The 26,199-nt window shown below is 59.8% G+C and carries 21 protein-coding genes; 12 read left to right on the top strand and 9 right to left on the bottom strand.

Translation table 11 applies throughout. The features are described 5' to 3' along the window. Positions 1-29: 29 nt before the first annotated feature. Together MXF20_RS16325 and sbcD are read right to left on the bottom strand one after the other, a co-directional pair. Positions 30-3,707 carry an AAA family ATPase gene (locus MXF20_RS16325; protein ID WP_325970312.1) on the bottom strand — a complete coding sequence of 1,226 codons (3,678 nt, stop codon included), beginning with the start codon at positions 3,705-3,707 and terminating at the stop codon, positions 30-32. After that, the gene (gene sbcD / locus MXF20_RS16320; protein ID WP_325970311.1) at positions 3,704-4,921 is read right to left on the bottom strand and encodes an exonuclease subunit SbcD; all 1,218 of its coding nucleotides are present in this window, start codon (positions 4,919-4,921) and stop codon (positions 3,704-3,706) included. Before sbcD ends, MXF20_RS16325 begins: the two co-directional genes overlap by 4 nt. Positions 4,922-5,118: 197 nt before the next feature. On the opposite strand from sbcD, the gene phoB reads away from it, so the two are divergent. The 6 genes from phoB (at position 5,119) to proY (ending at position 12,501) form a co-directional block, all read left to right on the top strand. Beyond that, on the top strand, positions 5,119-5,808 hold the full coding sequence (phoB, locus tag MXF20_RS16315; protein ID WP_021507143.1) for a phosphate response regulator transcription factor PhoB: 690 nt from the start codon (positions 5,119-5,121) through the stop codon (positions 5,806-5,808). Between the two features lie 15 nt (positions 5,809-5,823). Then, positions 5,824-7,137 (top strand): phosphate regulon sensor histidine kinase PhoR, encoded by a 1,314-nt coding sequence (gene phoR, locus MXF20_RS16310; protein ID WP_325970310.1) that lies wholly within the window; start codon positions 5,824-5,826, stop codon positions 7,135-7,137. Positions 7,138-7,155: 18 nt separating this feature from the next. After that, positions 7,156-8,082: a PstS family phosphate ABC transporter substrate-binding protein gene (locus MXF20_RS16305; RefSeq protein ID WP_325970309.1), complete on the top strand. Its 927-nt coding sequence runs from the start codon at positions 7,156-7,158 to the stop codon at positions 8,080-8,082. 165 nt (positions 8,083-8,247) lie between these two features. Continuing rightward, positions 8,248-9,354: a cobalamin-independent methionine synthase II family protein gene (locus MXF20_RS16300; RefSeq protein WP_325970308.1), complete on the top strand. Its 1,107-nt coding sequence runs from the start codon at positions 8,248-8,250 to the stop codon at positions 9,352-9,354. A 402-nt stretch (positions 9,355-9,756) separates the two neighbouring features. Continuing rightward, positions 9,757-11,076, top strand: a complete 1,320-nt coding sequence (gene brnQ / locus MXF20_RS16295; protein ID WP_021507147.1) for a branched-chain amino acid transporter carrier protein BrnQ — start codon at positions 9,757-9,759, stop codon at positions 11,074-11,076. Between the two features lie 69 nt (positions 11,077-11,145). Beyond that, a complete protein-coding gene (gene proY, locus MXF20_RS16290) occupies positions 11,146-12,501 on the top strand; it encodes a proline-specific permease ProY (protein ID WP_325970307.1) in 1,356 nt (451 codons plus the stop codon). Positions 12,502-12,543: 42 nt separating this feature from the next. Here the strand turns inward: proY and MXF20_RS16285 are convergent, their stop codons facing one another. The 5 genes from MXF20_RS16285 to MXF20_RS16265 form a co-directional block, all read right to left on the bottom strand. Further along, a complete protein-coding gene (locus MXF20_RS16285; protein WP_325970306.1) occupies positions 12,544-14,496 on the bottom strand; it encodes an acyltransferase family protein in 1,953 nt (650 codons plus the stop codon). Between the two features lie 291 nt (positions 14,497-14,787). Next, a complete protein-coding gene (locus MXF20_RS16280; protein WP_325970305.1) occupies positions 14,788-16,020 on the bottom strand; it encodes a histidine-type phosphatase in 1,233 nt (410 codons plus the stop codon). Next, positions 16,017-16,826, bottom strand: a complete 810-nt coding sequence (locus tag MXF20_RS16275) for an inositol monophosphatase (RefSeq protein ID WP_325970304.1) — start codon at positions 16,824-16,826, stop codon at positions 16,017-16,019. The genes MXF20_RS16280 and MXF20_RS16275 overlap by 4 nt, the downstream gene beginning before the upstream one ends. A gap of 190 nt (positions 16,827-17,016) precedes the next feature. Next, entirely contained in the window at positions 17,017-18,267 is a 1,251-nt protein-coding gene (locus MXF20_RS16270; RefSeq protein ID WP_325970303.1) for a mechanosensitive ion channel family protein, read from the bottom strand. 87 nt (positions 18,268-18,354) lie between these two features. Beyond that, positions 18,355-18,936 carry an ACP phosphodiesterase gene (locus MXF20_RS16265; protein ID WP_325970302.1) on the bottom strand — a complete coding sequence of 194 codons (582 nt, stop codon included), beginning with the start codon at positions 18,934-18,936 and terminating at the stop codon, positions 18,355-18,357. 104 nt (positions 18,937-19,040) lie between these two features. Here MXF20_RS16265 and queA point away from each other — a divergent pair, with 104 nt between their 5' ends. From queA to secF, 5 genes are read left to right on the top strand one after another with little or no spacing between them, the layout of a single operon-like run. Next, positions 19,041-20,111, top strand: coding sequence for a tRNA preQ1(34) S-adenosylmethionine ribosyltransferase-isomerase QueA (queA, locus tag MXF20_RS16260; protein ID WP_325970301.1), 1,071 nt, complete (start codon positions 19,041-19,043; stop codon positions 20,109-20,111). Between the two features lie 39 nt (positions 20,112-20,150). Next, positions 20,151-21,275, top strand: a complete 1,125-nt coding sequence (gene tgt / locus MXF20_RS16255; protein ID WP_325970300.1) for a tRNA guanosine(34) transglycosylase Tgt — start codon at positions 20,151-20,153, stop codon at positions 21,273-21,275. A 25-nt stretch (positions 21,276-21,300) separates the two neighbouring features. Beyond that, positions 21,301-21,633 carry a preprotein translocase subunit YajC gene (gene yajC, locus MXF20_RS16250; protein ID WP_128600108.1) on the top strand — a complete coding sequence of 111 codons (333 nt, stop codon included), beginning with the start codon at positions 21,301-21,303 and terminating at the stop codon, positions 21,631-21,633. 25 nt (positions 21,634-21,658) lie between these two features. Further along, positions 21,659-23,506, top strand: coding sequence for a protein translocase subunit SecD (gene secD / locus MXF20_RS16245; RefSeq protein ID WP_325970299.1), 1,848 nt, complete (start codon positions 21,659-21,661; stop codon positions 23,504-23,506). A gap of 10 nt (positions 23,507-23,516) precedes the next feature. Then, positions 23,517-24,485, top strand: a complete 969-nt coding sequence (secF, locus tag MXF20_RS16240) for a protein translocase subunit SecF (RefSeq protein WP_058769379.1) — start codon at positions 23,517-23,519, stop codon at positions 24,483-24,485. 64 nt (positions 24,486-24,549) lie between these two features. Here the strand turns inward: secF and MXF20_RS16235 are convergent, their stop codons facing one another. Then, positions 24,550-25,125, bottom strand: coding sequence for a DUF3251 domain-containing protein (locus tag MXF20_RS16235; RefSeq protein ID WP_325970298.1), 576 nt, complete (start codon positions 25,123-25,125; stop codon positions 24,550-24,552). A gap of 15 nt (positions 25,126-25,140) precedes the next feature. Beyond that, the gene (gene lysM, locus MXF20_RS16230; protein ID WP_058769381.1) at positions 25,141-25,578 is read right to left on the bottom strand and encodes a peptidoglycan-binding protein LysM; all 438 of its coding nucleotides are present in this window, start codon (positions 25,576-25,578) and stop codon (positions 25,141-25,143) included. Between the two features lie 171 nt (positions 25,579-25,749). On the opposite strand from lysM, the gene nrdR reads away from it, so the two are divergent. Continuing rightward, entirely contained in the window at positions 25,750-26,199 is a 450-nt protein-coding gene (nrdR, locus tag MXF20_RS16225; protein WP_031279647.1) for a transcriptional regulator NrdR, read from the top strand.

Raw genomic sequence — 26,199 nt, 5'->3', positions numbered from 1 at the left:
ATCGGCCGATCGCCGCGCCACTTCACTTATTACTCGCCCGGCAGCTCCAGTTTGCTGTAGCCGAGCCCGTTCATTTTACGCACCCGGATCTGCACCGGGATGCGCTCTTTCATCGCTTCCACGTGGCTGATCACGCCGATGGTTTTCCCGCTGGCGTTGAGCGCATCCAGCGCGTCCAGCGCGGTATCCAGCGTTTCGGCATCCAGCGTGCCGAAGCCTTCGTCGAGAAACAGCGATTCGATGCGCGTTTTGTGGCTGACCAAATCGGACAGCGCCAGCGCCAGCGCGAGGCTGACGAGGAAGCTCTCGCCGCCGGATAGCGTGCGCGTGTCGCGCGTGGCGTCAGCCTGCCAGGTATCCACCACTTCCAGCTCCAGCTCATCGCTGACGCGGCGCTGCAACAGATAGCGACCGTGCAGGCGATCGAGCTGGCGGTTAGCCAGCCACACCAGATGATCGAGGGTTAAGCCCTGAGCAAAGCGGCGGAACTTGTCGCCTTTGGCTGACCCGATCAGATCGTTGAGGCGGCTCAGCTGCGCCAGCTCAGCGTCGTCAGCGGCGATCTGCGCCAGCAGCGTTTGCTGCTGCTGACGCTGCTGCGCATCGCTGTGCAACTGCTGCTGCGCTTCGCCCTGCTGACGGGCGTTGTCTCGCAGCGCCACGCGCAGTTGCTCCAGCCGGGCAGCAATGGAGTCTGCATCGGCATCGCTGAGCGCGGCCGGGCGCTGCTGCTGGTGATCGCTCAGCCGCTGCGTCAGGCGGGCGTGCAGGGCGATGTGCTGCTGATGCTGCTGCTCCAGCGTGTGCAGCTGCTGGCGCAGCGTCTGCACCTCCGCTTCCGCCAGCAGCGCGGCGCGCAGGGCGCTTTCGTCAGCAAAGTCACTGTGCAGCAGCGCCTGCCGGAAGGCGCTTTCGGCGTCGGCCGCGCGCTGCGCCAGCGTCTGCTGCTGACTGACAATCTGTTCATACTGCCCCTGCAGGCCGTGCAGCTGGCTTTGCGCCTGCTGCCAGCGCTGCAGTTGCTGCGCCAGCGTCTGTTCATGCTGTTGCAGCGCGGCGTGCTGCTGCTGACGCGCCTCTGCCACGCGGCGGTCGCCAAACAGCTGCTGGCGCTGCTGCTGCTGGTCCTGCTGCTGCTGCTGCAGGTGGTTAAGGGCCTGCTGCAAACTGGCGACCAGCTGCTGTTCACGCGCCAGGTTGTGCTGCAGGCTGCTGCCTTCGCTTTCCATTTTCGCCAGCTGCGGCTGCAGTTCCGCAAGTAACCGCTCACTTTCCTGCCACTGCTGCCAGCGCTGCTGCAGCGTTTGCAGCCAGCCGGCGCGCTCGGGCGCGGCGGGCAGGCTAAGCTGATGAGCAGCCAGCTGCTGTTCCAGCTGCTGCAATTGCTGCTGACACGCCTGACGTTCACCGCTGATGCGCTGGTCGAGCTCATCGCGCTGCTGTCGGGCGCTGGTGAGCTGCTGCTGCGCCAGCTGTTGCTGCTGCAGATGCTGCTGCCAGCGCTGCTGCTGCAGCAGGTGCGCGTCTTTGGCCTGCTGCAGGGCTGCGGCCGCCTGCTCGCGCGCCTGCAACTGCTGCTGCTGGCGGGCTTCGAGCGCGTCCTGCTGCTGCAGCCAGGCGCTGAATTCTGCGTGCTGTTCAGCGCGGAAGGTAAGCGCCAGCTCACCGCACAGCGCCTGCCAGCGCTCGCTGGCGGCGGCGATCTGCTGGTCAAGATCGGCGATTTCCTGTTGCAGCGCCAGCTGTTGCTGCTGCGCCAGTTTATGCAGTTCGCCCCGGGCGGTGCCGGCCTCCCTGAGCTGCGCCACGTGCGTTTCCAGCGCCGCCAGCCGCTGCTGGTTTTCATCCGGCTGCAACTGCTGATAGCGGTCGATGGCCGGATGCTGGCAGGAGCCGCACAGCGGACAGGGCTGTTCCGGCTGCAGCTTCGCCCGTTCATCGGCCAGCTGAATGATGGTGCGCTCCAGTTCACACAGGCGACGCACGTCCAGCAGCGTCTGATGCTCGCGTTTGTACTCCTCGCGCAGCTGCTGCAACGCCAGCGCTTCCTGCGCAGCATGCTGCTGTAACTGCTGCAATTTAAGCTGGCGCTGCTGGCGCTGCGGCTGGAGCGTTTGCCACTGAGCCGCCAGCAGGCTGAGCTGCTGGCGTATGCCGCGCTGATGCTGATGCTGTGCCAGCGCCGTACGCAGCGCCGGGCTGGCGATCTCCGCTTCAAGCGAAGTCAGCACCTGCTCTGCCTGCTGACGCTGCTGCTGCGCCGCGGTTTCTGCCTGTTGCAGCGGCTGTGCCGCCTGCTCGCGCGCCTGCAGCGCCTGCTGCTGCTGTTCCAGCTGGTTTTGTTGCTGTTGCCGCTGCGCACTGAGCTGCGTCAGCGTCTGCTCGCGCTCTTCAATGCGGGCGAGTTCAGCCTGCCAGCGCGCCAGCTCGCCGCCCCAGTGAGCAACGGCGGCTTCACTTTCACGCAACGCCTGCTGCTGCGCCAGCTGCTGTTGTAAGCGTTCACTCTCCTGCTGATGCTGGTCCAGCGCCTGCTGACTGAGCTGCAGCGCTTTTTGCTGCGCGCTCAGCTGTGCCTGCTGCTGCTCAAGCTGCTGTGCACGGCTGGCGATCTGCTGGTCGAGCGGAATCACCTGCTCGACCATCAGCGTTTCCAGCTGCTGCTGGTCGGCCAGCGCGCGTTCACGCGCCTGCTGTGCGGCCTGATAATGGCTTTCGCCCTGCTGCAGCGCGACTTGCGCCTGCTGCTGTTGCTGCTGTAACTGCTGTGCCTGCTGCGCCAGTGCCTGCTGGTCGCGCTGCAGCTGCTCGCGCTGCTGCAGTTTGTCACGCAGTTTCTCCGCCGGTTCGGCACGCGCCAGCCGCTGGCGGTCGCCTTCCGCCTGCTGCCAGGCGCTGGCGGCAGTCTGCAACGCCTGCTGCGCCTGCTGCTGCTCCGCGTGGAGCTGCTGCTGCTGCGTCAGCCACTGCTGCTGCTGCTGGGCCTGTGCCAGCTGCTCGCTCAGATCCTGTTCGGTGCGGGTGAGCTGGTCCAGCTGCTGCGCCAGTTCGGCACGGCGTGCGTCATCAAGCAGCAGCACTGCGCCCGCGCGGGCGCGCAGCGTGTCGAGTGCCGCACGCGCCGTGCGCCAGCGCTCGTAGATCTGCATGGAGATGTGACCGTAGATTTCGGTGCCGGTTAGCTCCTCCAGCAGTTCGGCGCGCTCGCCGGGCTTCGCGTTGAGGAAGGCGGCAAACTGCCCCTGCGACAGCATCATGGAACGGGTAAAGCGGGCAAAATCGAGCCCCGACAGGGTTTCAATGGTTTTCAGCTTATCGCCCACTTTATCGGCGACAATCTGGTTGTCCGCCACGCGCGCCAGTTCGACGCGCGGTGCCTGCAGTTTGCCTTCCGCCAGGCCGCGTGCGCGGTTCTGGCTCCAGAAGGCGCGCCAGGCTTCCCCTTTGATTTCGAACTCCACTTCGGCGAGGCACTCAGCGGTGTCGCGCGTCATCAGCTGGTTTTCGCTCTGCGACAGCCCGCCAAGGCGCGGCGTCTGGTGATAGAGCGCCAGGCAGATGGCATCGAGCAGCGTGGTTTTGCCCGCGCCGGTGGCACCGGTAATAGCAAACAGTCCGTTGCTGGCAAACGGCTCGCGGCGGAAATCGATAAACCACTCGCCGCGCAGCGCATTGAGGTTTTTGAAACGCAGCGTCAGAATTTTCATGCGCCCGGATCCTCCAGCGTCGCCAGCGTGCTGCGAAACAGCTGGGTTAACTGCGCACACTGTACGCTATCCAGCTGTTCCTCCAGTGCCAGCCGGCGCGCAAATACCTCTTCGACTTTCAGTTCGCTCAGGGTTTCGTTCTCCAGCTGCGCCAGGCTGCGCTGGCGCTGATCGCGACTGCGGCGCACCAGCAGCACTTCAACCGGCAGCGCATCGGTCAGCTGTTCGATGCGGCGCTGCAGGTCGCTCAGGTACTCCTGGGTGGTGATTTCGATGTCCAGCCACACCGGCTGTTCCCCCTGATAATCGTGAAACGCGGCCAGCTGCTGTTCGATCTCCGCCATAGCGCCTTTCAGCATCTGCATCGGCTGGAATGACGGAATAACCAGCGGTGTGACGGACTCCAGCCGGGTGCTGAACTCCAGCAGAAACACGCTTTTCTCGCGCCCCAGCTCATCAAAACTGAGCGCAATCGGCGAGCCGCTGTAGCGGATGTGATCGCTGTCGGCGATACGCTGGGCGCGATGGATATGACCCAGCGCGATGTAGTCGGCTGGCGGGAAGGCCTGCGCCGGAAAGGCATCCAGCGTGCCGATATAGATATCGCGCACCGAATCACTCTTGCTGACGCCTACGGTGGTGAGATGCCCGGTGGCGATGATCGGCAGCGCGCTGCCCATGGCTTCGCGCTGCGCCACGGCGGCGGCATAGCAGTGCTGATAGTGCTGCTCAATCGCCTGCAGCAACGACAGCTGCTTCTCGCGGCCGGACTGACCCGCCTGGCTGCGCAGAATATCGCGCGGACGCAAATAGGGAATGGCGCACAGCAGCGCACCCGGCGTGCCGTCGCGCTGCTGCAGCGTCAGCACCTGCTGCTCGCCGTCGGGCGTGGCGCTGGTGATCACGCGGGTATTGAGGCAGGCCAGCAGTTCGCGCGATTCATTCAGCGTGGCGACCGAATCATGGTTGCCGGCCAGCACAATCAGCTGGCAGCCGCTGGGCTGCAGCGCCACCACGAAACGGTTAAACAGTTCGCGCGCGTAGCTGGGCGGCGAACCGGTATCAAACAGGTCGCCGGCGACGATCAGCGCATCCACCTGATGCTGCACAATCGCGGCCAGCAGCCAGTCGAGGAATTGCTGGTGCTCGGCGGCGCGGCTTTTGCTGTAAAAGAACTGACCGAGATGCCAGTCAGCGGTGTGAATAATGCGCATGAATGCTCCGTGCCTGCTATCGCAAAGCGGCAGTATAACCGCTTAACAAGGCAATGAAAAAAAAGCGAAACCGGTTGTCACAATTGCGCTTTTTATCTGATTATCATGAGGCGGGTTTTTCATAAAAGTGTCACAAAACTGACGCATAATGGCGCCGCAAACCCCCGTGACATGCCGTCACAATCGCAGGAGTAATAATGGCTAAGCGCATTTTGGTTGTGGAAGACGAAGCTCCCATCCGTGAAATGTTATGTTTCGTGCTGGAACAAAACGACTATCAGCCGATTGAGGCTGAAGACTATGACAGCGCGATTGGCAAGCTGATCGAACCCTGGCCCGACCTGATTCTGCTGGACTGGATGTTACCCGGCGGCAGCGGCATCCAGTTCATTAAACATTTGAAGCGTGAAGCCATGACGCGCGATATTCCGGTGATGATGCTGACGGCGCGCGGCGAAGAGGAAGATCGCGTGCGCGGGCTGGAAGTGGGCGCGGATGATTACATCACCAAGCCGTTCTCACCCAAAGAGCTGATGGCGCGCATCAAAGCCGTAATGCGCCGCATCTCGCCGATGGCGGTGGAAGAAGTGATTGAGATGCAGGGGCTGAGCCTCGATCCCTCCTCACATCGCGTGATGTCTGAAACCACGCCGCTGGAAATGGGGCCAACCGAGTACAAACTGCTGCACTTCTTTATGACGCATCCGGAGCGCGTTTACAGCCGTGAACAGCTGCTGAATCACGTGTGGGGCACCAACGTGTATGTGGAAGACCGCACCGTGGATGTGCATATCCGTCGTTTACGTAAAGCACTGGAAGTTTCCGGTCACGATCGCATGGTACAAACCGTTCGCGGAACAGGGTATCGTTTCTCTGCCCGCTACTAAACGGAGTCTTTTACCGTGCTGGAACGCCTCTCCTGGAAGAGATTACTGACCGAGCTGGTGCTGGTGTGTCTGCCTGCACTGGTGCTGGGTCTGCTGGTTGGCTATCTGCCGTGGTGGCTGTTACTGGCCGTGTGCGGCGTGCTGTTCTGGCACTTCAAAAATCTGATGCGCCTGTCGCACTGGCTGTGGGTCGACCGTTCGATGACGCCGCCCACCGGGCGCGGTAGCTGGGAACCGCTGTTTTATGGCCTGTATCAGATGCAGTTGCGCAATCGCCGCCGCCGGCGCGAGCTGGGCAATCTGATCAAACGCTTTCGCAGCGGGGCTGAGTCGCTGCCGGATGCGGTGGTGCTGACCACTGAAGAGGGCACCATTTTCTGGTGTAACGGCCTGGCCCAGCAGCATCTCGGGCTGCGCTGGCCGGAAGACAACGGCCAGAACATCCTTAATCTGCTGCGCTACCCTGAGTTCTCCCGCTATATCCGCCAGCGCGACTTCGATAAGCCGCTGACGCTGGTGCTCAATAATCAGCATCAAATGGAGTTCCGCGTCATGCCTTACAGCGAAGGGCAGTGGCTGATGGTGGCGCGTGACGTTACCCAGATGCATCAGCTGGAAGGGGCGCGACGCAACTTCTTTGCCAATGTCAGCCATGAGCTGCGCACGCCGCTGACGGTACTGCAGGGCTATCTGGAGATGATGGACGACGCCGGGATGAATGAGCGCACCCGCAGCAAGGCGCTCAGCACCATGCAGGAGCAGACGCGGCGCATGGACAGCCTGGTGAAACAGCTGCTGACGCTGTCGCGCATCGAAGCGGCACCGGCCATCGATCTGAAAGAGACGGTGGACGTGCCGACTATGCTGCTGCTGTTACAGCGCGAGGCGGAAACCCTCAGCCAGGGCCGTCACAGCATCCATTTTCACACCGACCCGCACCTCAAAGTGTTCGGCAATGATGAACAGCTGCGCAGCGCGATTTCCAACCTGGTGTATAACGCGGTGAATCACACGCCGGACGGCACGCGCATCGACATCAGCTGGCTGCGCACGAAGCAGGGCGCCGAATTTAAAGTGTGTGACAACGGACCCGGCATCAGCGAAGAGCATCTGCCGCGCCTCACCGAACGCTTCTACCGCGTGGATAAAGCGCGCTCGCGCGCCACCGGCGGCAGCGGGCTGGGGCTGGCAATCGTGAAGCACGCGCTCGGCCATCACACCACGCGGCTGGAGATCAGCAGCACGCCCCATCAGGAAACCTGCTTCCGCTTCGTGCTGCCGCCGCGCTTGATTGTGGCGAACGGAATCCGCGAGAATGTGGCGCAGTAAACGCCACCGGACCCTGTGATGAAATCGCTGCTGCTCTCTCTGTTATTACTGTGCCCGGCGCTGGCGGCGGCACAGCAAACCATGCTGACCGGCAACCTGAGCAGCGTGGGCTCGGACACGCTCGGCTATCTGATGACGCTGTGGGGCGAAGACTTCAGCCGTCAGTCACCGGGCGTGAACGTGCAGGTGCAGGCGGCGGGATCGTCGACCGCGCCGACCGCGCTGGCCGCCGGCGCCGCTCAGCTTGGCGCCATGAGCCGTCCGATGCAGGCGGATGAGCGTCAGCTGTTCATCGCGCGCTATGGCTATCCGCCGCTGGCGGTGCCGGTGGCGATGGATGCGCTGGTAGTGGTGGTCAATCAGGACAATCCGCTGCCGCACATCAGCCAGCCGCAGCTGGACGCGCTGTTCTCCGTGACCCGGCTGTGCGGTGCGCAGCAGGTGCCGCAGCGCTGGGGCGATCTCGGCGTGCAGGCGGCGAGCTGGGCAACGCGCAGTATTCAGCGCTTTGGCCGTAACTCCGCGTCCGGCACCTGGGGCTTCTTCAAGCAGCAGGCACTGTGTCGCGGTGACTTCCGCGCTGACGTGGCGGAGTTTCCCGGCTCAGCAGCGGTGGTGCAGGCAGTCGCCAGCACGCCAAACAGCATCGGCTATGCCAGCTTCGGCTTTCATCTGAGTGGCGTGAAAACCCTGCCGATTGTCACCGCCAGCGGCGACAGCGTGCTGCCGGATGCCGAATCGATCCGCAGCGGCCGCTATCCGTGGTCGCGCCCGCTTTACATCTACGTCAATAAGGCGCCCGGCAAGCCGCTGCCGCCGCTGGTCGCGGCCTTTCTGCACCAGGTGCTTTCCGCGCAGGGCCAGCGCCGCGTCACGGAGGCCGGCTATCTGCCGCTGTCCGACAGCCAGATGGCGCAGGCACGCGCCGCCATTGAGCAGAATTAAGGTCTGCCGCGCGATCATGAATTTTTTTCACGTCCCCTGAATTTTCTTCCATTGCCGCAGGTGGGGCGGCATGTCACTCTTATGGACATATAGCCATCCAGATGGCCAAAGATAACCGTACGCAATTATACCCTGACGCAATTATGTGTCAGTGCAGGAGTGAATATGCAACGCAACACCGCCCCGTTCCGCGCCGATACCGTCGGCAGCTTTCTGCGTCCCGCCGCCATTAAACAGGCTCGTGAACAGTTCGCCAGTGGTGCCATCAGCGCCGACCAGCTGCGTCAGGTTGAAGACGACGCCATTCGTCAGGTGGTGGAGCAGCAGCGCGCCAACGGTCTGCAGGTGGTGACCGACGGTGAATTCCGCCGCGCCTGGTGGCACTTCGATTTCTTCGGCGATTTGCACGGCGTCGAGCTGTTCGAAGCCGATCAGGGCATTCAGTTCAACGGCGTGCAGACCAAAGCGCATGGCGTGAAGGTCACCGGTAAAGTCGCCTTTAACCCGCAGCATCCGATGCTGGACCATTTCCGCTTCCTGCAAAGCGTGGCCGGCGATGCGGTGGCGAAAATGACCATTCCCAGCCCTAGCGTGCTGCACTTCCGCGGCGGGCGCAAAGTGATTGATGCCACGGTGTATCCGGATCTGGAACAGTACTTCGCCGATCTGGCGCAGACCTATAAAGATGCAATTCAGGCGTTCTATGACGCTGGCTGCCGCTATCTGCAGCTGGATGACACCGTGTGGGCGTATCTGTGTTCCGGCGAGCAGCAGCAGCAAATCCGCGATCGCGGTGAAGATCCGCAGCAGCTGGCGCGCATTTATGCGCAGGTGCTGAATCGCGCGCTGGAAGGTAAACCGGCCGATCTCACCGTCGGCCTGCACGTGTGCCGCGGTAACTTCCGCTCAACCTGGATCTCGGAAGGCGGCTACGAGCCGGTGGCGGAAATTCTGTTTGGCAGCGTAAACATCGACGCTTTCTTCCTGGAGTACGATAACGCGCGCTCCGGTGGCTTTGAGCCGCTGCGTTTCATCAAACCGGGCCATCAGCAGGTGGTGTTAGGGCTGATCACCACCAAAACCGGCGAGCTGGAAGACATTGCACAGGTGAAGGCGCGCCTGCAGGAAGCGGCGCAGTTTGTCAGCCTCGACCAGATTTGCCTCAGCCCGCAGTGCGGCTTTGCGTCAACGGAAGAGGGCAACAGCCTGACCGAAGCGCAGCAGTGGCAGAAGATTCGTCTGGTTGTCGACATCGCACAACAGGTGTGGTGATGCTGTAAAGTTGTGCAAACAGGCGCGTAAATCGCGCCTTTTGTGCATTTGTCTGGCACTTTGTGCAAGGAGAACGCCCGCTTTGCGGAAACTTTAAGCAAATCATCTCAGGTGTTTTCCGACTATTTCCTGCTTATCCACTGCATTCTGACGTTTTCCTGTTATATCCTTCTGGTTTTCCGATCCCGTATTGCCTTTCTTCGCTATAAACGTTTTAATTTGCGCCGTTGTCAATTCATCCCTCTGTGAACAGAAGAAAAGCAGTTTAAATCACCTGCGCTGTACCGATTCGGCCCGCATAACGCACTGGTCTTGCCAGTTAAGCCATTGTTTTCGCGCATTCAGGGGACAACACAAACCCAACTTCCACCGCAACATCAGCTACAGGCAGTACAGAAGTTTATGACACATCGTTTAACCTCCAGGGATATCCTGGCGCTGGGCTTCATGACCTTTGCCCTGTTCGTTGGCGCAGGAAACATCATTTTCCCGCCTATGGTCGGTATTCAGTCTGGTGAACATGTCTGGATTGCCGCCTTCGGCTTCCTGATCACCGCGGTTGGTTTGCCGGTGATGACCGTGATCGCGCTGGCGCGCGTCGGCGGCGGTATTGACGCGCTCAGCTCACCGATTGGTAAAGCGGCCGGTCTGCTGCTCGCCACCGTGTGCTATCTCGCCGTCGGCCCGCTGTTTGCGACGCCGCGCACCGCCACCGTTTCTTTTGAAGTCGGGATTGCGCCCCTGACCGGCGACGGCCCGCTGCCGCTGTTCATCTATAGCCTGGTGTACTTCGCGCTGGTGATTGGCATTTCGCTCTATCCGGGCAAGCTGCTGGACACCGTCGGCCATTTCCTTGCACCGCTGAAAATTGTCGCGCTGACCATTCTGGGCGTGGCTGCGCTGCTGTGGCCGGCAGGCGGCATTTCGCCGGCCACCGCGGACTACCAGCGTGCGGCCTTCTCCAGCGGTTTCGTGAACGGCTATCTGACCATGGATACGCTGGGCGCGCTGGTGTTCGGTATCGTTATCGTCAATGCGGCGCGTTCACGCGGCGTTGAGGACAGCAAACTGCTGACCCGCTATACCATGCTGGCTGGCGTGATCGCCGGTGTTGGCCTGACGCTGGTGTACCTCAGCCTGTTCAAGCTGGGCTCCGGCAGCGGCGCGATTGTCGATCAGAACGCCAACGGCGCGGCGATTCTGCACGCTTACGTGCAGCAGACCTTCGGCGGCATGGGCAGCGTCTTCCTCGCGGCACTGATTTTTGTCGCCTGTATGGTGACGGCGGTCGGCCTGACCTGCGCCTGCGCAGAATTCTTTGCGCAATACCTGCCGTTGTCGTATAAAGCGCTGGTGTTTATTCTCGGCCTGTTCGCCATGCTGGTGTCGAACCTCGGTCTTAGCCACCTGATTCAGATTTCGATTCCGGTGCTGACGGCGATTTATCCGCCGTGCATCGTGCTGGTGGTACTGAGCTTTACCCTGAGCTGGTGGAATCGCAGCACGCGCATCATTGCGCCAACCATGCTGATCAGCCTGCTGTTTGGTATTGTTGATGCCATCAAAACCACCAGCTTCAAAGATGCGCTGCCGCTGTTTAGCCAGCATCTGCCGCTGGCCGATCAGGGACTCTCCTGGCTGCCGCCGTCGCTGGCGATGCTGGTGATTGCTGCGGTGGTTGACCGGGTGAAAGGGCGTGAGCAGGTTGCCGTTCACCAGTAAGCGACATCGCTGTTAATTCCGACCACGGGCTTGCCCGTGGTTTTTTCATTTCCACAGGTACTGTTTGTTATGCAAGAAACCAATAAGCTCAAACGCGGACTGAGCACGCGCCACATCCGTTTTATGGCGCTGGGATCGGCGATTGGCACCGGGCTGTTTTACGGTTCAGCGGATGCCATCAAAATGGCAGGCCCCAGCGTACTGCTGGCCTATATCATCGGCGGCGCCGTGGCGTACATCATCATGCGCGCGCTGGGCGAGATGTCGGTGAACAATCCGCAGGCCAGTTCGTTCTCACGCTACGCGCAGGATTATCTTGGGCCGCTGGCGGGCTATATCACCGGCTGGACGTACTGCTTTGAAATCCTGATTGTGGCGATTGCCGACGTCACGGCTTTTGGTATCTACATGGGCGTGTGGTTCCCGGACGTGCCGCACTGGATCTGGGTGCTGTCGGTGGTGTTGATCATCGGCGCCATCAACCTGATGAGCGTGAAGGTGTTTGGCGAAGTGGAGTTCTGGTTCTCCTTCTTCAAAGTCGCCACCATCATCATCATGATCCTGGCCGGTTTCGGTATGATTTTCTGGGGCATCGGCAATGGCGGCCAGCCAACCGGCATCCACAACCTGTGGACCAACGGCGGCTTCTTTGCCCACGGTATCGTCGGCATGCTGCTGTCGCTGCAGATGGTGATGTTTGCCTACGGCGGTATTGAGATTATCGGTATCACCGCCGGTGAAGCCAAAGACCCGGCGAAATCGATCCCGCGCGCCATCAACTCTGTGCCGCTGCGCATTCTGGTGTTCTACGTCGGCACGCTGTTTGTGATCATGTCGATTTACCCGTGGAACCAGGTCGGCACCGCTGGCAGCCCGTTCGTGCTGACTTTCCAGCACCTCGGTATCGCCGCCGCCGCCTCGATTCTGAACTTTGTGGTGCTGACTGCCTCGCTGTCGGCGATTAACAGCGATGTGTTTGGCGTCGGTCGCATGCTGCACGGCATGGCGCAGCAGGGCCATGCGCCGAAGATGTTCCAGAAGGTGTCCGATCGCGGCATTCCGTGGGTCACGGTGCTGGTGATGATGCTCGCCATGCTGGCGGCGGTGTACCTCAACTATCTGATGCCGGAAAAAGTGTTCCTGGTGATTGCCTCGCTGGCCACGTTCGCCACCGTGTGGGTGTGGATTATGATTCTGCTGTCGCAGATCGCGTTCCGCCACAAAATCGGCAAAGAGCAGGCCGGTAAGCTGCAGTTTGCCCTGCCGGGCGGCAGCGCTACCGCGTGGGTCGGCGTGCTGTTCCTCGCCTTTATCATCGCGCTGATTGGCTATTTCCCGGATACGCGCATCTCGCTGTACGTCGGTTTTGCGTGGATTGCGCTGCTGCTGCTGGCGTGGCCGCTGGCGAAGAAACGTAAAGCCTAAGCAACATGACAGCGGGCGAAGACCGGCTTCGCCCGCTGTGCATTACCAGTTTTTCCCCAGCGCCATCTCCCCGCCGTACGGATTCAGGTGATTGTTGTCGTAATAAAGCGGCATGCCCTGATGAGTAACCAGACAGCCCTGCGCATTACACAACTTCTCCTGCAGTGACATCACGCGCACGCCGTTTTGCTGATAATCCTGCAATAACGCGGCTACCGCGACGTGCGGCATCTGCAACTGCTGCGTGCGTTCCGCCGCCAGCTGTTCAGCATCCTGCGCGCTGAGCCAGCTGTTCAGCGTGCGGCGCAGCGGCATATTGCGGTTATGGCTGTAGCGCAGCGGATCGAGCGTGATGGTCGGCACGTCGTCAATCAGGGTGATGGTTTTCCCCGCCGCCAGCAACTGCGCCACCACGGCATCCAGACCGGTTTTCAGCGCCTGCAAATTGTCCTGCGTCGGATCGTTCAGGCTGCGGAAGCCCGTACCCGGCTGCTCGCTGAGGCCGGCGGCCCAGAACGCGCTGATCACCACTTCGTCGATGCGATCGCTCAGGACAATCGGCAGCACCTGCTGATTAAAATCGAGGCACTGCTGCGCATGCTGCGGTTTCTGCGGCATCACGCGCGTCGCGTCAAGCAGGAAAGGGCAGGAGGCTTTGGTCAGCTGAAACAGCGGTTTCTGCTGCCGGCGGGCGTAATCGGCGACGTTAGCCGCCAGCGCGGCGGCATGGCTGTCGCCAATCAGCGCTATCGCCGGCGTGTCGCTCTGTGGCTGGCACTGCGCATGCCGTGCGGGCCGGGTGGCACCGTAATCCAGCAGGCAGGGATCGCGCTGGGCGGCGACTTTCCATGCGTCGCCCAGCATCACTGCTTCACTGACGCGCGATTTCAGGCCACCGCTCTGCCACAGCAGCACCATGGCACCGGCCGCCAGCAGCGACGAGGCGCAGTAGCCCGGGATCAGCCAGCGCGTACCGCTGCGCGCCTGACGGAATGGCTGTTCGACGTAGCGCCAGGAGAGCCAGGCGATGACCAGCGCAACGGCGCTGATGCTCAACGCCTGCCAGACGCTAAGCGGCCGATCGCTGCAGATGCGCGCCAGGCTGAGCAGCGGCCAGTGCCACAGATACCACGAGTAAGAAACTTTGCCGATAAAGCGCATCGGCGCATTTTCCAGCAGCCACTGATTGAGCGTACTGCGCGCACCAATCATCAGACAGGCCGCCAGCACCGGCAGCAAAGCCAGCCAGCCGGGAAAGCGATCGCTATGGCTGAGTAACAGCGTGGCGCTGATGATCAGCAGCCAGCCAGCAAGATGACAGACGCTGGCCAGCCGGCCGGTGATCGGCCGCAGTTGCCACAGCGCCAGCAGCACGCCGGCCCCCAGTTCCCAGGCGCGGGTTGGCAGCAGGTAAAACGCCTGAGTGCTGGCGACTGGCGTCAGCCACAGGCAGGCGAGCAGCGACAGCAGGCTCAGCACCAGCACCACGCCCGTCATTGCGCGCCGCAGTCGCACCGCCAGCAGCAGAATAAACGGCAGCACGATATAGAACTGCTCTTCAATGCCCAGTGACCAGGTCATCAGCAGCGGATTCAGATCGGCATCGGCACTGAAATAGTCACCGCTCTTGAGGAGCAGCATATTGGGCACCGAGAGAAACACTGCCATGCTGTATTTAGCCAGCTGGCTTAATTCCAGCGGTGATAACAGCAGATAACCGAGCAGCAGCAACACCATCAGCATGAAAAAGAGGGCGGGCGCAATACGCCGGATGCGGCGTAAATAAAACTGATAAAACGAGAAGGTGCCGGCGGTAATTTCTTTACTGATAATACCGCCAATTAAAAAGCCGGAAATAACGAAAAAAATATCGACGCCAATAAAGCCGCCCGGCACGGCGCTGACGCCGCAGTGGAACAGCACAACCAATATAATGGCGACAGCGCGCAGACCATCGATATCCGGACGATAGCGCAGCGAGACAGGTGCAGACATAACAGGATCCCAGTGATTCAGCGTTAATTTAAAGGTGTATTACTGCGGGTAAAAATAGCTCGGCGCATCCTGGCGCCGAAAAAAACTAAAAATAGAGAAAGGTTTTACTAAGGTATTACTAAGGGATGATTGACCCGGGCAGCATATCGCACTTTTTTCGGTGTTAACGCGTTTAAGGCAAAAAAAAGAATAGTCTCAGATAACCACTCGCATCAGCGTGCAATTTATTACTGCAATCTGGCGGCAGGAATAAGCCAGCGTAATCTGTCTGGCTTAACCCGGCGGCTGGCGTCAGGGATAGTGCACGGGGATTATGGCGCGCTGATCAAGGGCTGCGCGCCAGCGATCGAGCACGGATTGATAAGGACACAGCGTGCCCACCGCGGTCTGGCGACAGTTTTGCTGATGCCACTCCTGGCGCAGCAGCGGATGTTGCTCATCAATCGGCGTCAACTGGCGCAGGGCATCGAGACTTTGCGCCTGAAAATAGACGCGCAGCAGCAGCGTTTGCGTCTGGTTATCGCGCCAGCGTTCAAACACCAGGCTGCTGCCGGGCGGAATATTACCGCGCGCATAACCGGGCAGCTGCCAGCTAAAGCCGATCAGCGTGCGTAACATGGCGATATTGGTGTCGTGAGCCACCAGCAGCAGCCAGCGGGCAGGCGGCGTTGCCGCATCGTCCTGCAGGCCGTTGATCACCGCATCCAGCAGAATCGACGCACGTTTTTGCGCGATGTACGGCACATCGTTACTGAGATCGTAGTTGGCGGTCAGCAGCGGCAGCAGCGCCGTGATTTGCTGCGCATGCGTGATATTGCCCCACGCCAGCTGGCTGAACGGCAGATTCTCACTCCAGCCGAGCCGTAAGGTTTCCACCATGCTGGCCAGCACGCTGAGTCCCTGCACGTAGGTATGGCCGCTTTTGTTCTGCTTCAGCTGCCAGGGACGATCAAAGAACGGGCAATCTGCCGCGCACACTGCCTGCCTGAGCTGCTGCACCGCGGGCTGCAAACGCTGCTGCAGTGCGGCGAGATCGCCGGCGCGCGCCGCGACCGCTGCCCGCTCGGTGGCGGCATCGGTGTGGCCGAACGGCAGTTTTTCGCTTTGAAACAGCGGATCGACCGCACCCGCGACGTGATGAATCACCACATCGCAGCCGGGAAAGGCGCCCTGCATCAGCGCCTGCGCCGTAGCACGGGTACGCTGCAGCGGGCTGGCGCGCACGTAGATTTGCCCGGCAGCGGAACAGCCGGCGTGCAGCAGGCCGAGCTGACGATAGTGTTCCGCCTGCCAGCGACCTTTATTCACGACCGCCGCATAACCGTGTGCGGTGAGGTCGCCATCGGCACTGCGCCAGCGCGGCCAGGCGCGCAGCGTGGCGGCTTCGATTTCCGCGCGGTTACCTGCGGTGGGAGGACGTACGCCGTGACGGCTGATCTCTACCACTTTTTCCAGCTGATAGCGCGGCTGGGCCTGCGCGGTGAGCGCCAGCAGCATCAGCAGCGACAGCAGCAGACGTGTCATAGCGTCTGCTGTGCCGGCAGCAGCGCTTTAAGCTGCGGATAGAGCACCGCATTGGCCAGCAGCACCGGATTGCCCTGTTGCAGGCCGTGGTGGCTGAGATAATCGTTGGTCACGCCGCCCGCTTCGCGCATCAGCACAATGCCGGGCAGGCCATCCCACGGATTCATGTGCGCTTCGTAATAGCCAATCAACCGGCCAGCCGCCGCCCAGGCGCTCATCAGCGCGCCGGAACCGTTGCGGATAAACATGCCGCCCTGCGCCAGCAGCTGGCTGATGAAGGTGACCAGCGGTTCAATCGGCTGGCTGTTGGAACTGCTGAGCCCGAGCAGCCCCTGATCGAGCCGCTGCGCGCTGTGTGCCTGAATGCGCTTGTCATTCACCCAGGCGCCTTTGCTGCGGCAGGCATGAAAGGTTTCATGGTGGTTAGGATCGCTGACCACGCCAATCACCGGTTCATTGTCACAGACCACCGCCAGCGACACGCACCAGTTGTGCAGGCCGTTAAGGAAACTGCTGGTGCCGTCGATCGGATCGATGACCCAGATAAAGCGCGCGCCGCTGACCTCACCGCCGCTCTCTTCACCCAGCACCGCATCGTCGGGGAAACGCTCGTGAATCAGATGTTTGACCAGCTGCTCTACGTTGCGATCTGCCTCGCTGACTACGTCCTGCAAATCCTTCTTGTGCTCTACCACCAGCTGGTGGCGCTGCTGATACCACGCCAGCGCGCGGCTGGCGGCAGCTTTTGCCACTTCACAGGCATAGTGATAACGGGCTTCTAATTCGGTTAGCGTAGCTGATGACATTTTTCCCTCTTATCATTCACTGGCAATCGACGTGGCAAATAACGCCGGATAAGGCGCTACGACGATGTGATCGGCTTAACAAAAGTTAAGAAAGGCTTCATTAAGCCGCAGATGGCTGCGGCTGGCAAGGGTGGACCGTGCGGTTGGTGCTAAATGCGGACAATCCGCACGGCAGGCGCGCTTAGCAGCGTCAGGCGCGCGCCGGCGCACCGATCTGGCGCATATCATAACCGGTAGGAGACTGGTGCACGCGCAGGCCAAAGGCAGGCAGAACGGCGTAAACATGATCAAAGATATCGGCCTGAATATTCTCATATTCCTGCCACACCGTGGTGTTGGTGAACACGTAAATTTCCAGCGGCAGCCCATGCTCGCCTGGCGACAGCTGGCGCACCATCAGCGTCATGTCCTGATGAATAAAAGGATGCTGCTCCAGCCAGTTCTGCAGCCAGGCGCGGAAGGTCCCGAGGTTGGTCAGACGACGACCGTTCAGGGGCGAACTCAGATCGCAATCGAGCTGAGCATTCCATGACGCCACCTCACGGGTTTTCACAGCGAGATACGGCGCTAACAGATGCGCTTTATTGAGCTGCTCCAGCTGCTGCGCATCCAGAAAGTGGATGCTGCTGGTATCAATATGAAGGCTGCGCTTGACACGGCGTCCGCCGGACTCAGACATGCCGCGCCAGTTCTTAAACGAGTCGGAGATCAGCGCATAGGCCGGAATGGTGACAATGGTGTTATCCCAGTTGCGCACTTTCACGGTGGTGAGCGAAATATCAATCACGGCGCCATCGGCACCGTATTTGGGCATCTCCAGCCAGTCGTTCATTTTCAGCATGTTGTTGGCCGAAAGCTGTATACCGGCTACCAGGCCGAGAATCGGATCTTTGAATACCAGCATCAGGACGGCCGTCATGGCGCCCAGTCCGGTGATCAGCACGCCGGGCGATTTCCCCAACAGCAGCGAGATGACCATGATTACCATCAGGATCGCGGCAATCAGCTTCAGGCTCTGGAAAATACCGCGCAGCGGCAGTTGCTGTGCCAGCTGGCTGTTGGCGCTGAGCTGCTGCAGCATATCCAGCAGCGAGAAGAACATCAGCAGCGCAAAGATCATCATCCACAGCTGCGCAAAAATCACCAGCACGAGGTAGAACTGGCTGCTGTCGTGCAGGAACAGTTCGGTCTGCAGTTTGAATAACAGGCCCTGCATGAGCCAGACGCTGCGGCTGAACAGGCGATTATGGAACAGCGCCTTAGGCCACTGGCGGCTGCTTTTTTCGGCCTGGCGTCGCAGCAGGGGGAGCAGCGCGCGGTGCAGCAGTACGTGAGTGAGCAGTGAGATGATGATGATGATCGCCAGCACTGCCAGCAGCGCAAGGATTGGCGTGTAGTGAAGGCCCGCTTGTGCGAGCCAGTGAGCAATCTGTTGTTGCATAACGTTTCCTGGGGTTGACGTGATGTAAAGCGCCGCAGGGTAGAGAGAGAGGAGGCGACCTGTCCAGGAGACAGGTCTGGAAAAGGATTACAGCTGTTGCGCGCGCGCGCTGGCCATCAGACGGGGATAGAACTGGAAAAACAGCGGTTCGAGCTGCGCGTAGTTGTCGACGAAGTCCTGATAAGAGTCGCGCAGCGCCGCCAGCCGTGGCCGGCGATGCGCCATGCCACTCAGCACGCGCGCCAGCCGCGCCGGCTCAGCGTAGTGTTCAAACCAGCGTTCGCGCCACATGACCGCGTTCAGCTCGATAAAATCGGTTGGCGTGCCGGGCAGCTGCGGCACAATGGTGCGTTCGGCGGCGGCGCTAAAGGCGGACAGCGACTGCGCCGGGTGCAGCTGATCCCAGTGGCGCGCAAGGAAGTGGTCCCAGATCACGTCGAGGGTGATTGGCGCGACGCGGCGCGTTTCGGCGCGGAATAGCTGACGCGCGCTGCGCACTTCCGGCAGGTTGTCGGTCAGCACATCAATGCGGCGGTGCAGGGCAATACCGGCCACCACCGGCTGCGGCCACTGCGTCTCAACGTTGCCGCGCACGAAGTCGGCCAGCAGATTCCCCAGCAGTGAGCTGTCAGCCAGGGTTGCGAGATGAAGGTGAGCAAGAAAGTTCATGGCGCATTATAGGCAGAATCACCACGGCGCAGCCAGTTGTTCAGAATTGCCCACTTTTCCGCTAAACTATGCCGCCTGTTTTTTGAGTTCTGAAGAAGTGATGCATGCGTGTAGCCGATTTTGCCTTTGAATTACCGGAATCTTTGATCGCCCACTATCCGCAGGCGCAGCGCAGCGGTTGTCGCCTGCTGTCGCTGGATGGCCCGAGCGGGGCGCTGAACCATGGCGTGTTTACTGATGTGCTGGATAAGCTCAATCCGGGCGACCTGCTGGTGTTCAATAATACCCGGGTGATTCCGGCGCGCGTCTATGGCCGTAAAGCCAGCGGCGGCAAAATTGAGGTGCTGGTTGAGCGCATGCTGGATGACAAACGCGTGCTGGCGCACGTGCGCGCCTCCAAAGCACCGAAGCCGGGCACTGAATTACTGCTGGGCGACGACGAAAGCGTCAAAGCCACCATGGTGGCGCGCCACGATGCGCTGTTCGAAATCGAGTTTGCGGACGATCGCGCCGTGCTGGATATCCTCAACAGCGTCGGCCATATGCCGCTGCCGCCGTACATCGATCGTCCGGATGAAGAAGCCGACCGCGAGCTGTACCAGACGGTCTACAGCGCGCGCCCCGGTGCAGTAGCCGCACCGACCGCCGGTCTGCACTTCGACGAGCCGCTGCTGGCGGCGCTGAAGGCGAAAGGCGTGGAAATGGCGTTTGTCACGCTGCACGTCGGCGCCGGCACTTTCCAGCCGGTGCGTGTTGAGAACATCAACGATCACATCATGCACTCGGAGTATGCCGAAGTGCCGCAGGACGTGGTGGATGCGGTGCTGGCGTGCAAAGCGCGCGGCAACAAAGTGGTGGCGGTGGGCACCACCTCGGTGCGTTCGCTGGAGAGCGCAGCGCAGGCCTGTCAGGATGGACTGATCGCGCCGTTTTTCGATGACACGCAGATCTTTATCTATCCGGGCTATCACTATCAGGTGATCGATGCGCTGATCACCAACTTCCACCTGCCGGAATCGACGCTGATTATGCTGGTCTCGGCGTTTGCCGGTTATCAACACACCATGGCGGCTTATCAGAGCGCGGTGGCGGAGCAGTACCGTTTCTTTAGCTACGGGGATGCCATGTACATCACCCGTAATCCACAGGCTCCCGACGAAGTGGTTGGTGGCTGAGTAATCAGACTGTTTCTCTGATTATCGAATGAGGTTAATGTGAAATTTGAATTAGATACCACCGACGGGCGCGCGCGCCGTGGCCGTCTGGTCTTTGATCGCGGCGTTGTGGAAACCCCGGCGTTCATGCCGGTCGGTACCTACGGCACGGTCAAAGGCATGACGCCGGAAGAAGTGAAAGAGACCGGCGCGCAGATCCTGCTGGGTAACACTTTCCACCTGTGGCTGCGTCCGGGGCAGGAGATCATGAAGCTGCACGGCGATCTGCACGACTTCATGCACTGGCAGGGACCGATCCTGACTGACTCCGGCGGCTTCCAGGTGTTCAGCCTTGGCGATATCCGCAAGATCACCGAAGCCGGCGTGCATTTCCGCAACCCGATCAACGGCGATCCGATTTTCCTCGATCCGGAAAAATCGATGGAAATTCAGTACGATCTCGGCTCCGATATTGTGATGATCTTCGACGAATGTACGCCGTATCCGGCGGACTGGGATTACGCTAAACGCTCGATGGAGATGTCACTACGCTGGGCGCAGCGCAGCCGCGACCGCTTTGACGCGCTCGGTAACAAAAATTCGCTGTTTGGCATTATCCAGGGCGGGGTTTACGAAGATTTACGTGATGTCTCGGTTAAAGGTCTGGTAGAGATTGGCTTTGATGGGTACGCTGTGGGCGGCCTGGCGGTGGGTGAACCGAAAGAGGACATGCACCGCATCCTGGAACACGTCTGTCCGCAAATTCCGCAAGACAAACCGCGTTATTTGATGGGCGTCGGCAAACCGGAAGATCTGGTGGAAGGCGTTCGCCGCGGTATCGATATGTTTGACTGCGTCATGCCAACGCGTAACGCGCGCAACGGCCATCTGTTCGTCACTGACGGCGTGGTGAAAATCCGTAATGCGAAATACAAAGATGACACCGCACCGCTGGATGCGGAGTGTGATTGTTACACCTGTCGCAATTATACGCGCGCCTACTTGCATCATCTTGATCGCTGTAACGAAATACTGGGCGCACGTCTGAACACCATCCACAATCTGCGCTATTACCAGCGTCTGATGGCGGGTTTACGCCAGGCCATCGAAGAGGGTAAATTAGAGCACTTTGTTAGCGAGTTCTACCAACGGACGGGTAAAGCGGTTCCACCGTTAAACGTCTGATAATTCTATCAATGAGGGAAATTTAATGAGCTTTTTCATTTCTGACGCCGTGGCCGCAGCGGGCGCTCCGTCTCAGGGAAGTCCGTATTCTCTGGTGATCATGCTGGTGGTTTTTGGTCTGATTTTCTACTTCATGATCCTGCGTCCACAGCAGAAGCGCTCTAAAGATCACAAAAAGCTGATGGATTCCATCTCTAAAGGTGATGAAGTGCTGACCAACGGTGGCCTGGTCGGCCGCGTGACGAAAGTGGCTGAAACTGGCTACATCGCTATCGCCCTGAACGACACCACTGAAGTAGTGATTAAACGTGATTTCGTGGCCGCCGTTCTGCCGAAAGGTACAATGAAGGCGCTGTAATTTATTCTTCCCGAAGGGAACTGCCGTGTTAAACCGTTATCCTTTGTGGAAGTACATCATGCTGGTCGTCGTGATTCTCGTCGGCCTGCTGTATGCGCTTCCTAACCTTTATGGTGAGGATCCGGCCGTTCAGATCACTGGTGCGCGCGGTGGCGCCGCCAGTGAGCAAACGTTGGATCAGATCCAGACCGTATTAAAACAAGACAATATCCAGAGCAAATCCCTCGCGCTGGAAAATGGTGCCATTCTGGCCCGTTTCGCTAACACGGATATTCAGCTGCGCGCACGTGAAGCCATCACCAATGCGCTGGGCGAAGATTACGTTGTGGCCCTGAACCTGGCCCCTGCCACACCGCGCTGGCTGACCATGCTGGCCGCAGAACCGATGAAACTCGGCCTCGATCTGCGCGGCGGCGTGCACTTCCTGATGGAAGTCGACATGGATACTGCCCTCGGCAAGCTGCAGGAGCAGAATGCTGACGGCCTGCGCAGCGATCTGCGCGAAAAAAATATCCCTTACACCAACGTTAGCAAAATCGCTAACTACGGCACCGAAATACGCTTCCGTGACGGCGCCAGCCGCGATGCAGCCATCAGCTATCTGACGCCACGCCATCGCGATCTGGTGATCACCAGCACCGGCAGCGATGCGCTGCGTGCGGTGATGACCGATGCCCGTCTGAGCGAAGCGCGCGAATATGCGGTGCAGCAGAACATCAATATCCTGCGTAACCGTGTGAACCAGCTGGGCGTGGCTGAGCCACTGGTGCAGCGTCAGGGTGCTGACCGCATCGTGGTTGAGCTGCCGGGTATTCAGGATACCGCGCGTGCCAAAGAGATTCTGGGCGCGACTGCGACGCTGGAGTTCCGCCTGGTCAACACCTCGGTGGATCCGAGCGCTGCCGCCAGCGGCCGCGTGCCGGGTGACTCGGAAGTGAAAAAGACGCGTGAAGGTCAGCCAGTGGTGCTGTACAAGCGCGTGATTCTCACCGGTGACCACATCACCGACTCGACGTCGAGCATGGATGAGTACAACCAGCCGCAGGTGAATATTTCGCTGGACGGCGCGGGCGGTAACATCATGTCCAACTTTACCAAGGACAACATCGGCAAGCCGATGGCGACCCTGTTTGTAGAGTACAAGGACAGCGGTAAGAAAGATGCCAACGGTCGTGCGATCCTGGTGAAGCAGGAAGAAGTGATTAACGTGGCGAACATTCAGTCGCGCCTGGGTAACAGCTTCCGTATCACCGGTATCAGCAACCCGAACGAAGCGCGTCAGCTGTCGCTGCTGCTGCGTGCCGGTGCGCTGATTGCGCCTATCCAGATTGTGGAAGAGCGGACCATCGGTCCAACCATGGGTCAGCAGAACATCACGCAGGGTCTCGAAGCCTGTCTGTGGGGTCTGATCGCCTCCATCATCTTTATGGTGGTGTTCTACAAGAAGTTTGGTCTGATCGCCACCAGCGCACTGCTGTGCAACCTGGTGCTGATTGTCGGCATCATGTCACTGTTACCGGGCGCGACGCTCACCATGCCGGGCATTGCCGGTATCGTGCTGACACTGGCGGTGGCGGTGGATGCTAACGTGTTGATTAACGAACGTATTAAAGAAGAACTGCGTAACGGACGCTCGGTACAGCAGGCGATTCATGAAGGCTATAAAGGCGCCTTCTCCAGTATCGTCGACGCCAACGTCACCACGCTGATTAAAGTTATCATTCTTTATGCGGTCGGTACCGGCTCGATCAAAGGGTTTGCGATTACCACGGCTATCGGTATCGCGACCTCCATGTTCACCGCTATCGTCGGCACCCGTGCCATCGTTAACCTGGTGTACGGCGGCAAACGCATCAATAAGCTGTCTATCTGAGGAGTGCGTTGTGGCACAGGAATATAGTATTGAACAGCTGAACCATGGGCGTAAAGTCGTCGACTTTATGCGCTGGGACACGCTGGCCTTTATCATCTCCGGCCTGCTGATTGTGGCGTCCATCGCCATTATCGGCGTGCGCGGCTTTAACTGGGGCCTCGATTTCACCGGTGGTACGGTGATTGAGATCAACCTTGAGAAGCCGGCGGATCTGGATGCGCTGCGTGACGGGCTGGTGAAGGCAGGCTTTGAGGAGCCGCTGGTACAGAACTTTGGCAGCAGCCGTGATGTGATGGTGCGTATGCCACCGACCACCGGCAATGCGGGCCAGGAGCTGGGCAACAAAGTGGTCGCTTCGATCAACCAGACGACGCAGCAGAACGCGACCGTGAAGCGGATTGAGTTCGTGGGCCCGAGCGTGGGCAGCGATCTGGCGCAGGCCGGCGCGATGGCGCTGCTGTCGGCGCTGATTGCGATTCTGATCTACATCGGCTTCCGCTTTGAGTGGCGTCTGGCGCTTGGCACCGTGCTGGCACTGGCGCACGACGTGATCATCACCTGCGGCATCCTGTCGCTGTTCCACATCGAGATCGATCTGACGATCGTGGCGTCGCTGATGTCGGTGATTGGTTACTCGCTCAACGATAAGATCGTGGTGTCCGACCGTATTCGTGAGAACTTCCGCAAAATCCGTCGCGGTTCTTCTTACGATATCACTAACGTGTCGCTGACCCAGACGCTGAGCCGTACGCTGATTACCTCGATCACCACGCTGGCGATGATCCTGATCCTGTTCATCTTTGGTGGCGCGCTGCTGAAAGGCTTCTCGCTGACCATGCTGATCGGTGTCACCATCGGTACCATTTCGTCGATCTACGTGTCGTCCGCGCTGGCGCTGAAGCTGGGCATGAAGCGTGAACACATGCTGGTGCAGAAAGTGGAGAAAGAGGGCGCCGATCAGCCTTCGATTCTGCCGTAATTGTGCCGGAGAAATGAAACGGGCTGCCTGAGTGCAGCCCGTTTTTTTATGCCTGACGCCAGAATTACTGGCCTGAAACGGCCGCACCGCTGGGGTCCGGCACCGCCTGCACATCGTGCACGCGCACGTAGCCGGGCTGGCCCGGTGCCAGCCCGCTGAGGCGCAGCGGCACGCTGACCGAACTGCGCGGCATCAGGCTGGCAGGCACCGTGATGGTCTGGCTCAGACTGTCGGCGTTCAGTGGCTTGCCACTGGCGGGATCCAGCGCCCCCCATACCACGCGGGCGCTGAGCGCCGGCACCGGCTTATCATCGGTTGAACGGATATTCAGGTTAGCACGGCTGCCGCTGGCTTCCCCCTCAACGTGCGACAGCGACAGGCGCAGTTTACCCAGCTGCGTTTGCAGCTCTACCGGCGTATTCGCCTGCGGGAGTAACCATGCACCCTGCGTCGACTGGCTGTTGAGCTGGCCCTGAATCTCCAGCGCGCTGGCCTGACTGGTCAGTTTGCGCATCTGCTGGTTGAGCTGGCTCACTTCCTGATGCAGCGCTTTGACCTGAGGTGAAGCGGGGGTGGAGCTGCAACCACTGAGCACCAGCGCAGCGAGCGCTGCCGGTACCCAAATCATCCTGAACGTCATGCAATGTCCTTCCGGTTATTTAGGGATACGTAAAACCTGGCCGGGATAGATCTTATCAGGATGCGTCAGCATTGGCTTGTTCGCTTCAAAGATCTTGTTGTATTCATTCGGCGTACCGTACACCTGTTTCGAAATGGCGCTCAGGGTATCGCCTTTTTTCACCGTGTAGAATTCGGCCTGCGCAGCACTGTCGCTAGTGGTCACGTTATCTTCTACTTTGGTAATGCCCGCCACGTTACCGGCCGCCACCAAAATCTTCTCTTTCAGCTCCTGCGAGATGCCATCCCCGCTGACCTTCACGGTATCGCCCTGCACATCGACTTTCACTTTGTCGCTGTCGGGCAGGCCGAGTTGATTGATGTGCTCCTGCAGCTTTTTGCTCTGGTCATCGCCGCCTGACACCGCATCCCACAGTTTTTCACCCGCTTCTTTGACGAAATTGAACAAACCCATACATCCTCCTGTCATTAAGCCGGATTGGCTCTCTAAGCTTAGTAACTTTTTACGGTTTGCTGTAAACGGCAGGCGTCGCTGTGAGCCAGGTGGCGATTCTGCGCCCTGTATTTTGTTGCAACCGGGAACGCGCTACACTATCTGCCCCCAATTCTCGCGACAGGAAACGTCATGCATTGCCCATTCTGCTCCGCTGTGGACACCAAAGTGATTGATTCACGTCTGGTTAGTGAGGGCTCCTCGGTGCGTCGTCGCCGCCAGTGTCTGGTGTGCCATGAGCGTTTTACCACCTTTGAAGTGGCCGAGCTGGTAATGCCGCGCGTGGTGAAAAGCAACGACGTGCGCGAACCCTTTAACGAAGATAAGCTGGCCAGCGGCATGATGAAGGCGCTGGAGAAACGGCCAGTGAGCGCGGATGCCGTCGACAACGCGGTCAATCACATCAAAACTCAGCTGCGCGCCACCGGCGAGCGTGAAATTCCCAGCAAGCTGATCGGTAATCTGGTGATGGAAGAGCTGAAGAAGCTGGATAAAGTTGCCTATATTCGCTTCGCATCGGTGTACCGCAGTTTTGAAGATATTCGTGATTTTGGCGAAGAGATCGCCCGCTTACAGGATTAA

Source organism: Pantoea dispersa (genome assembly GCF_035783935.1).
GTDB lineage: Bacteria > Pseudomonadota > Gammaproteobacteria > Enterobacterales > Enterobacteriaceae > Pantoea > Pantoea dispersa_C.
The sequence above is the reverse complement of the archived record's forward strand: the minus strand, read 5'-3'. Positions and strand labels throughout refer to the sequence as shown.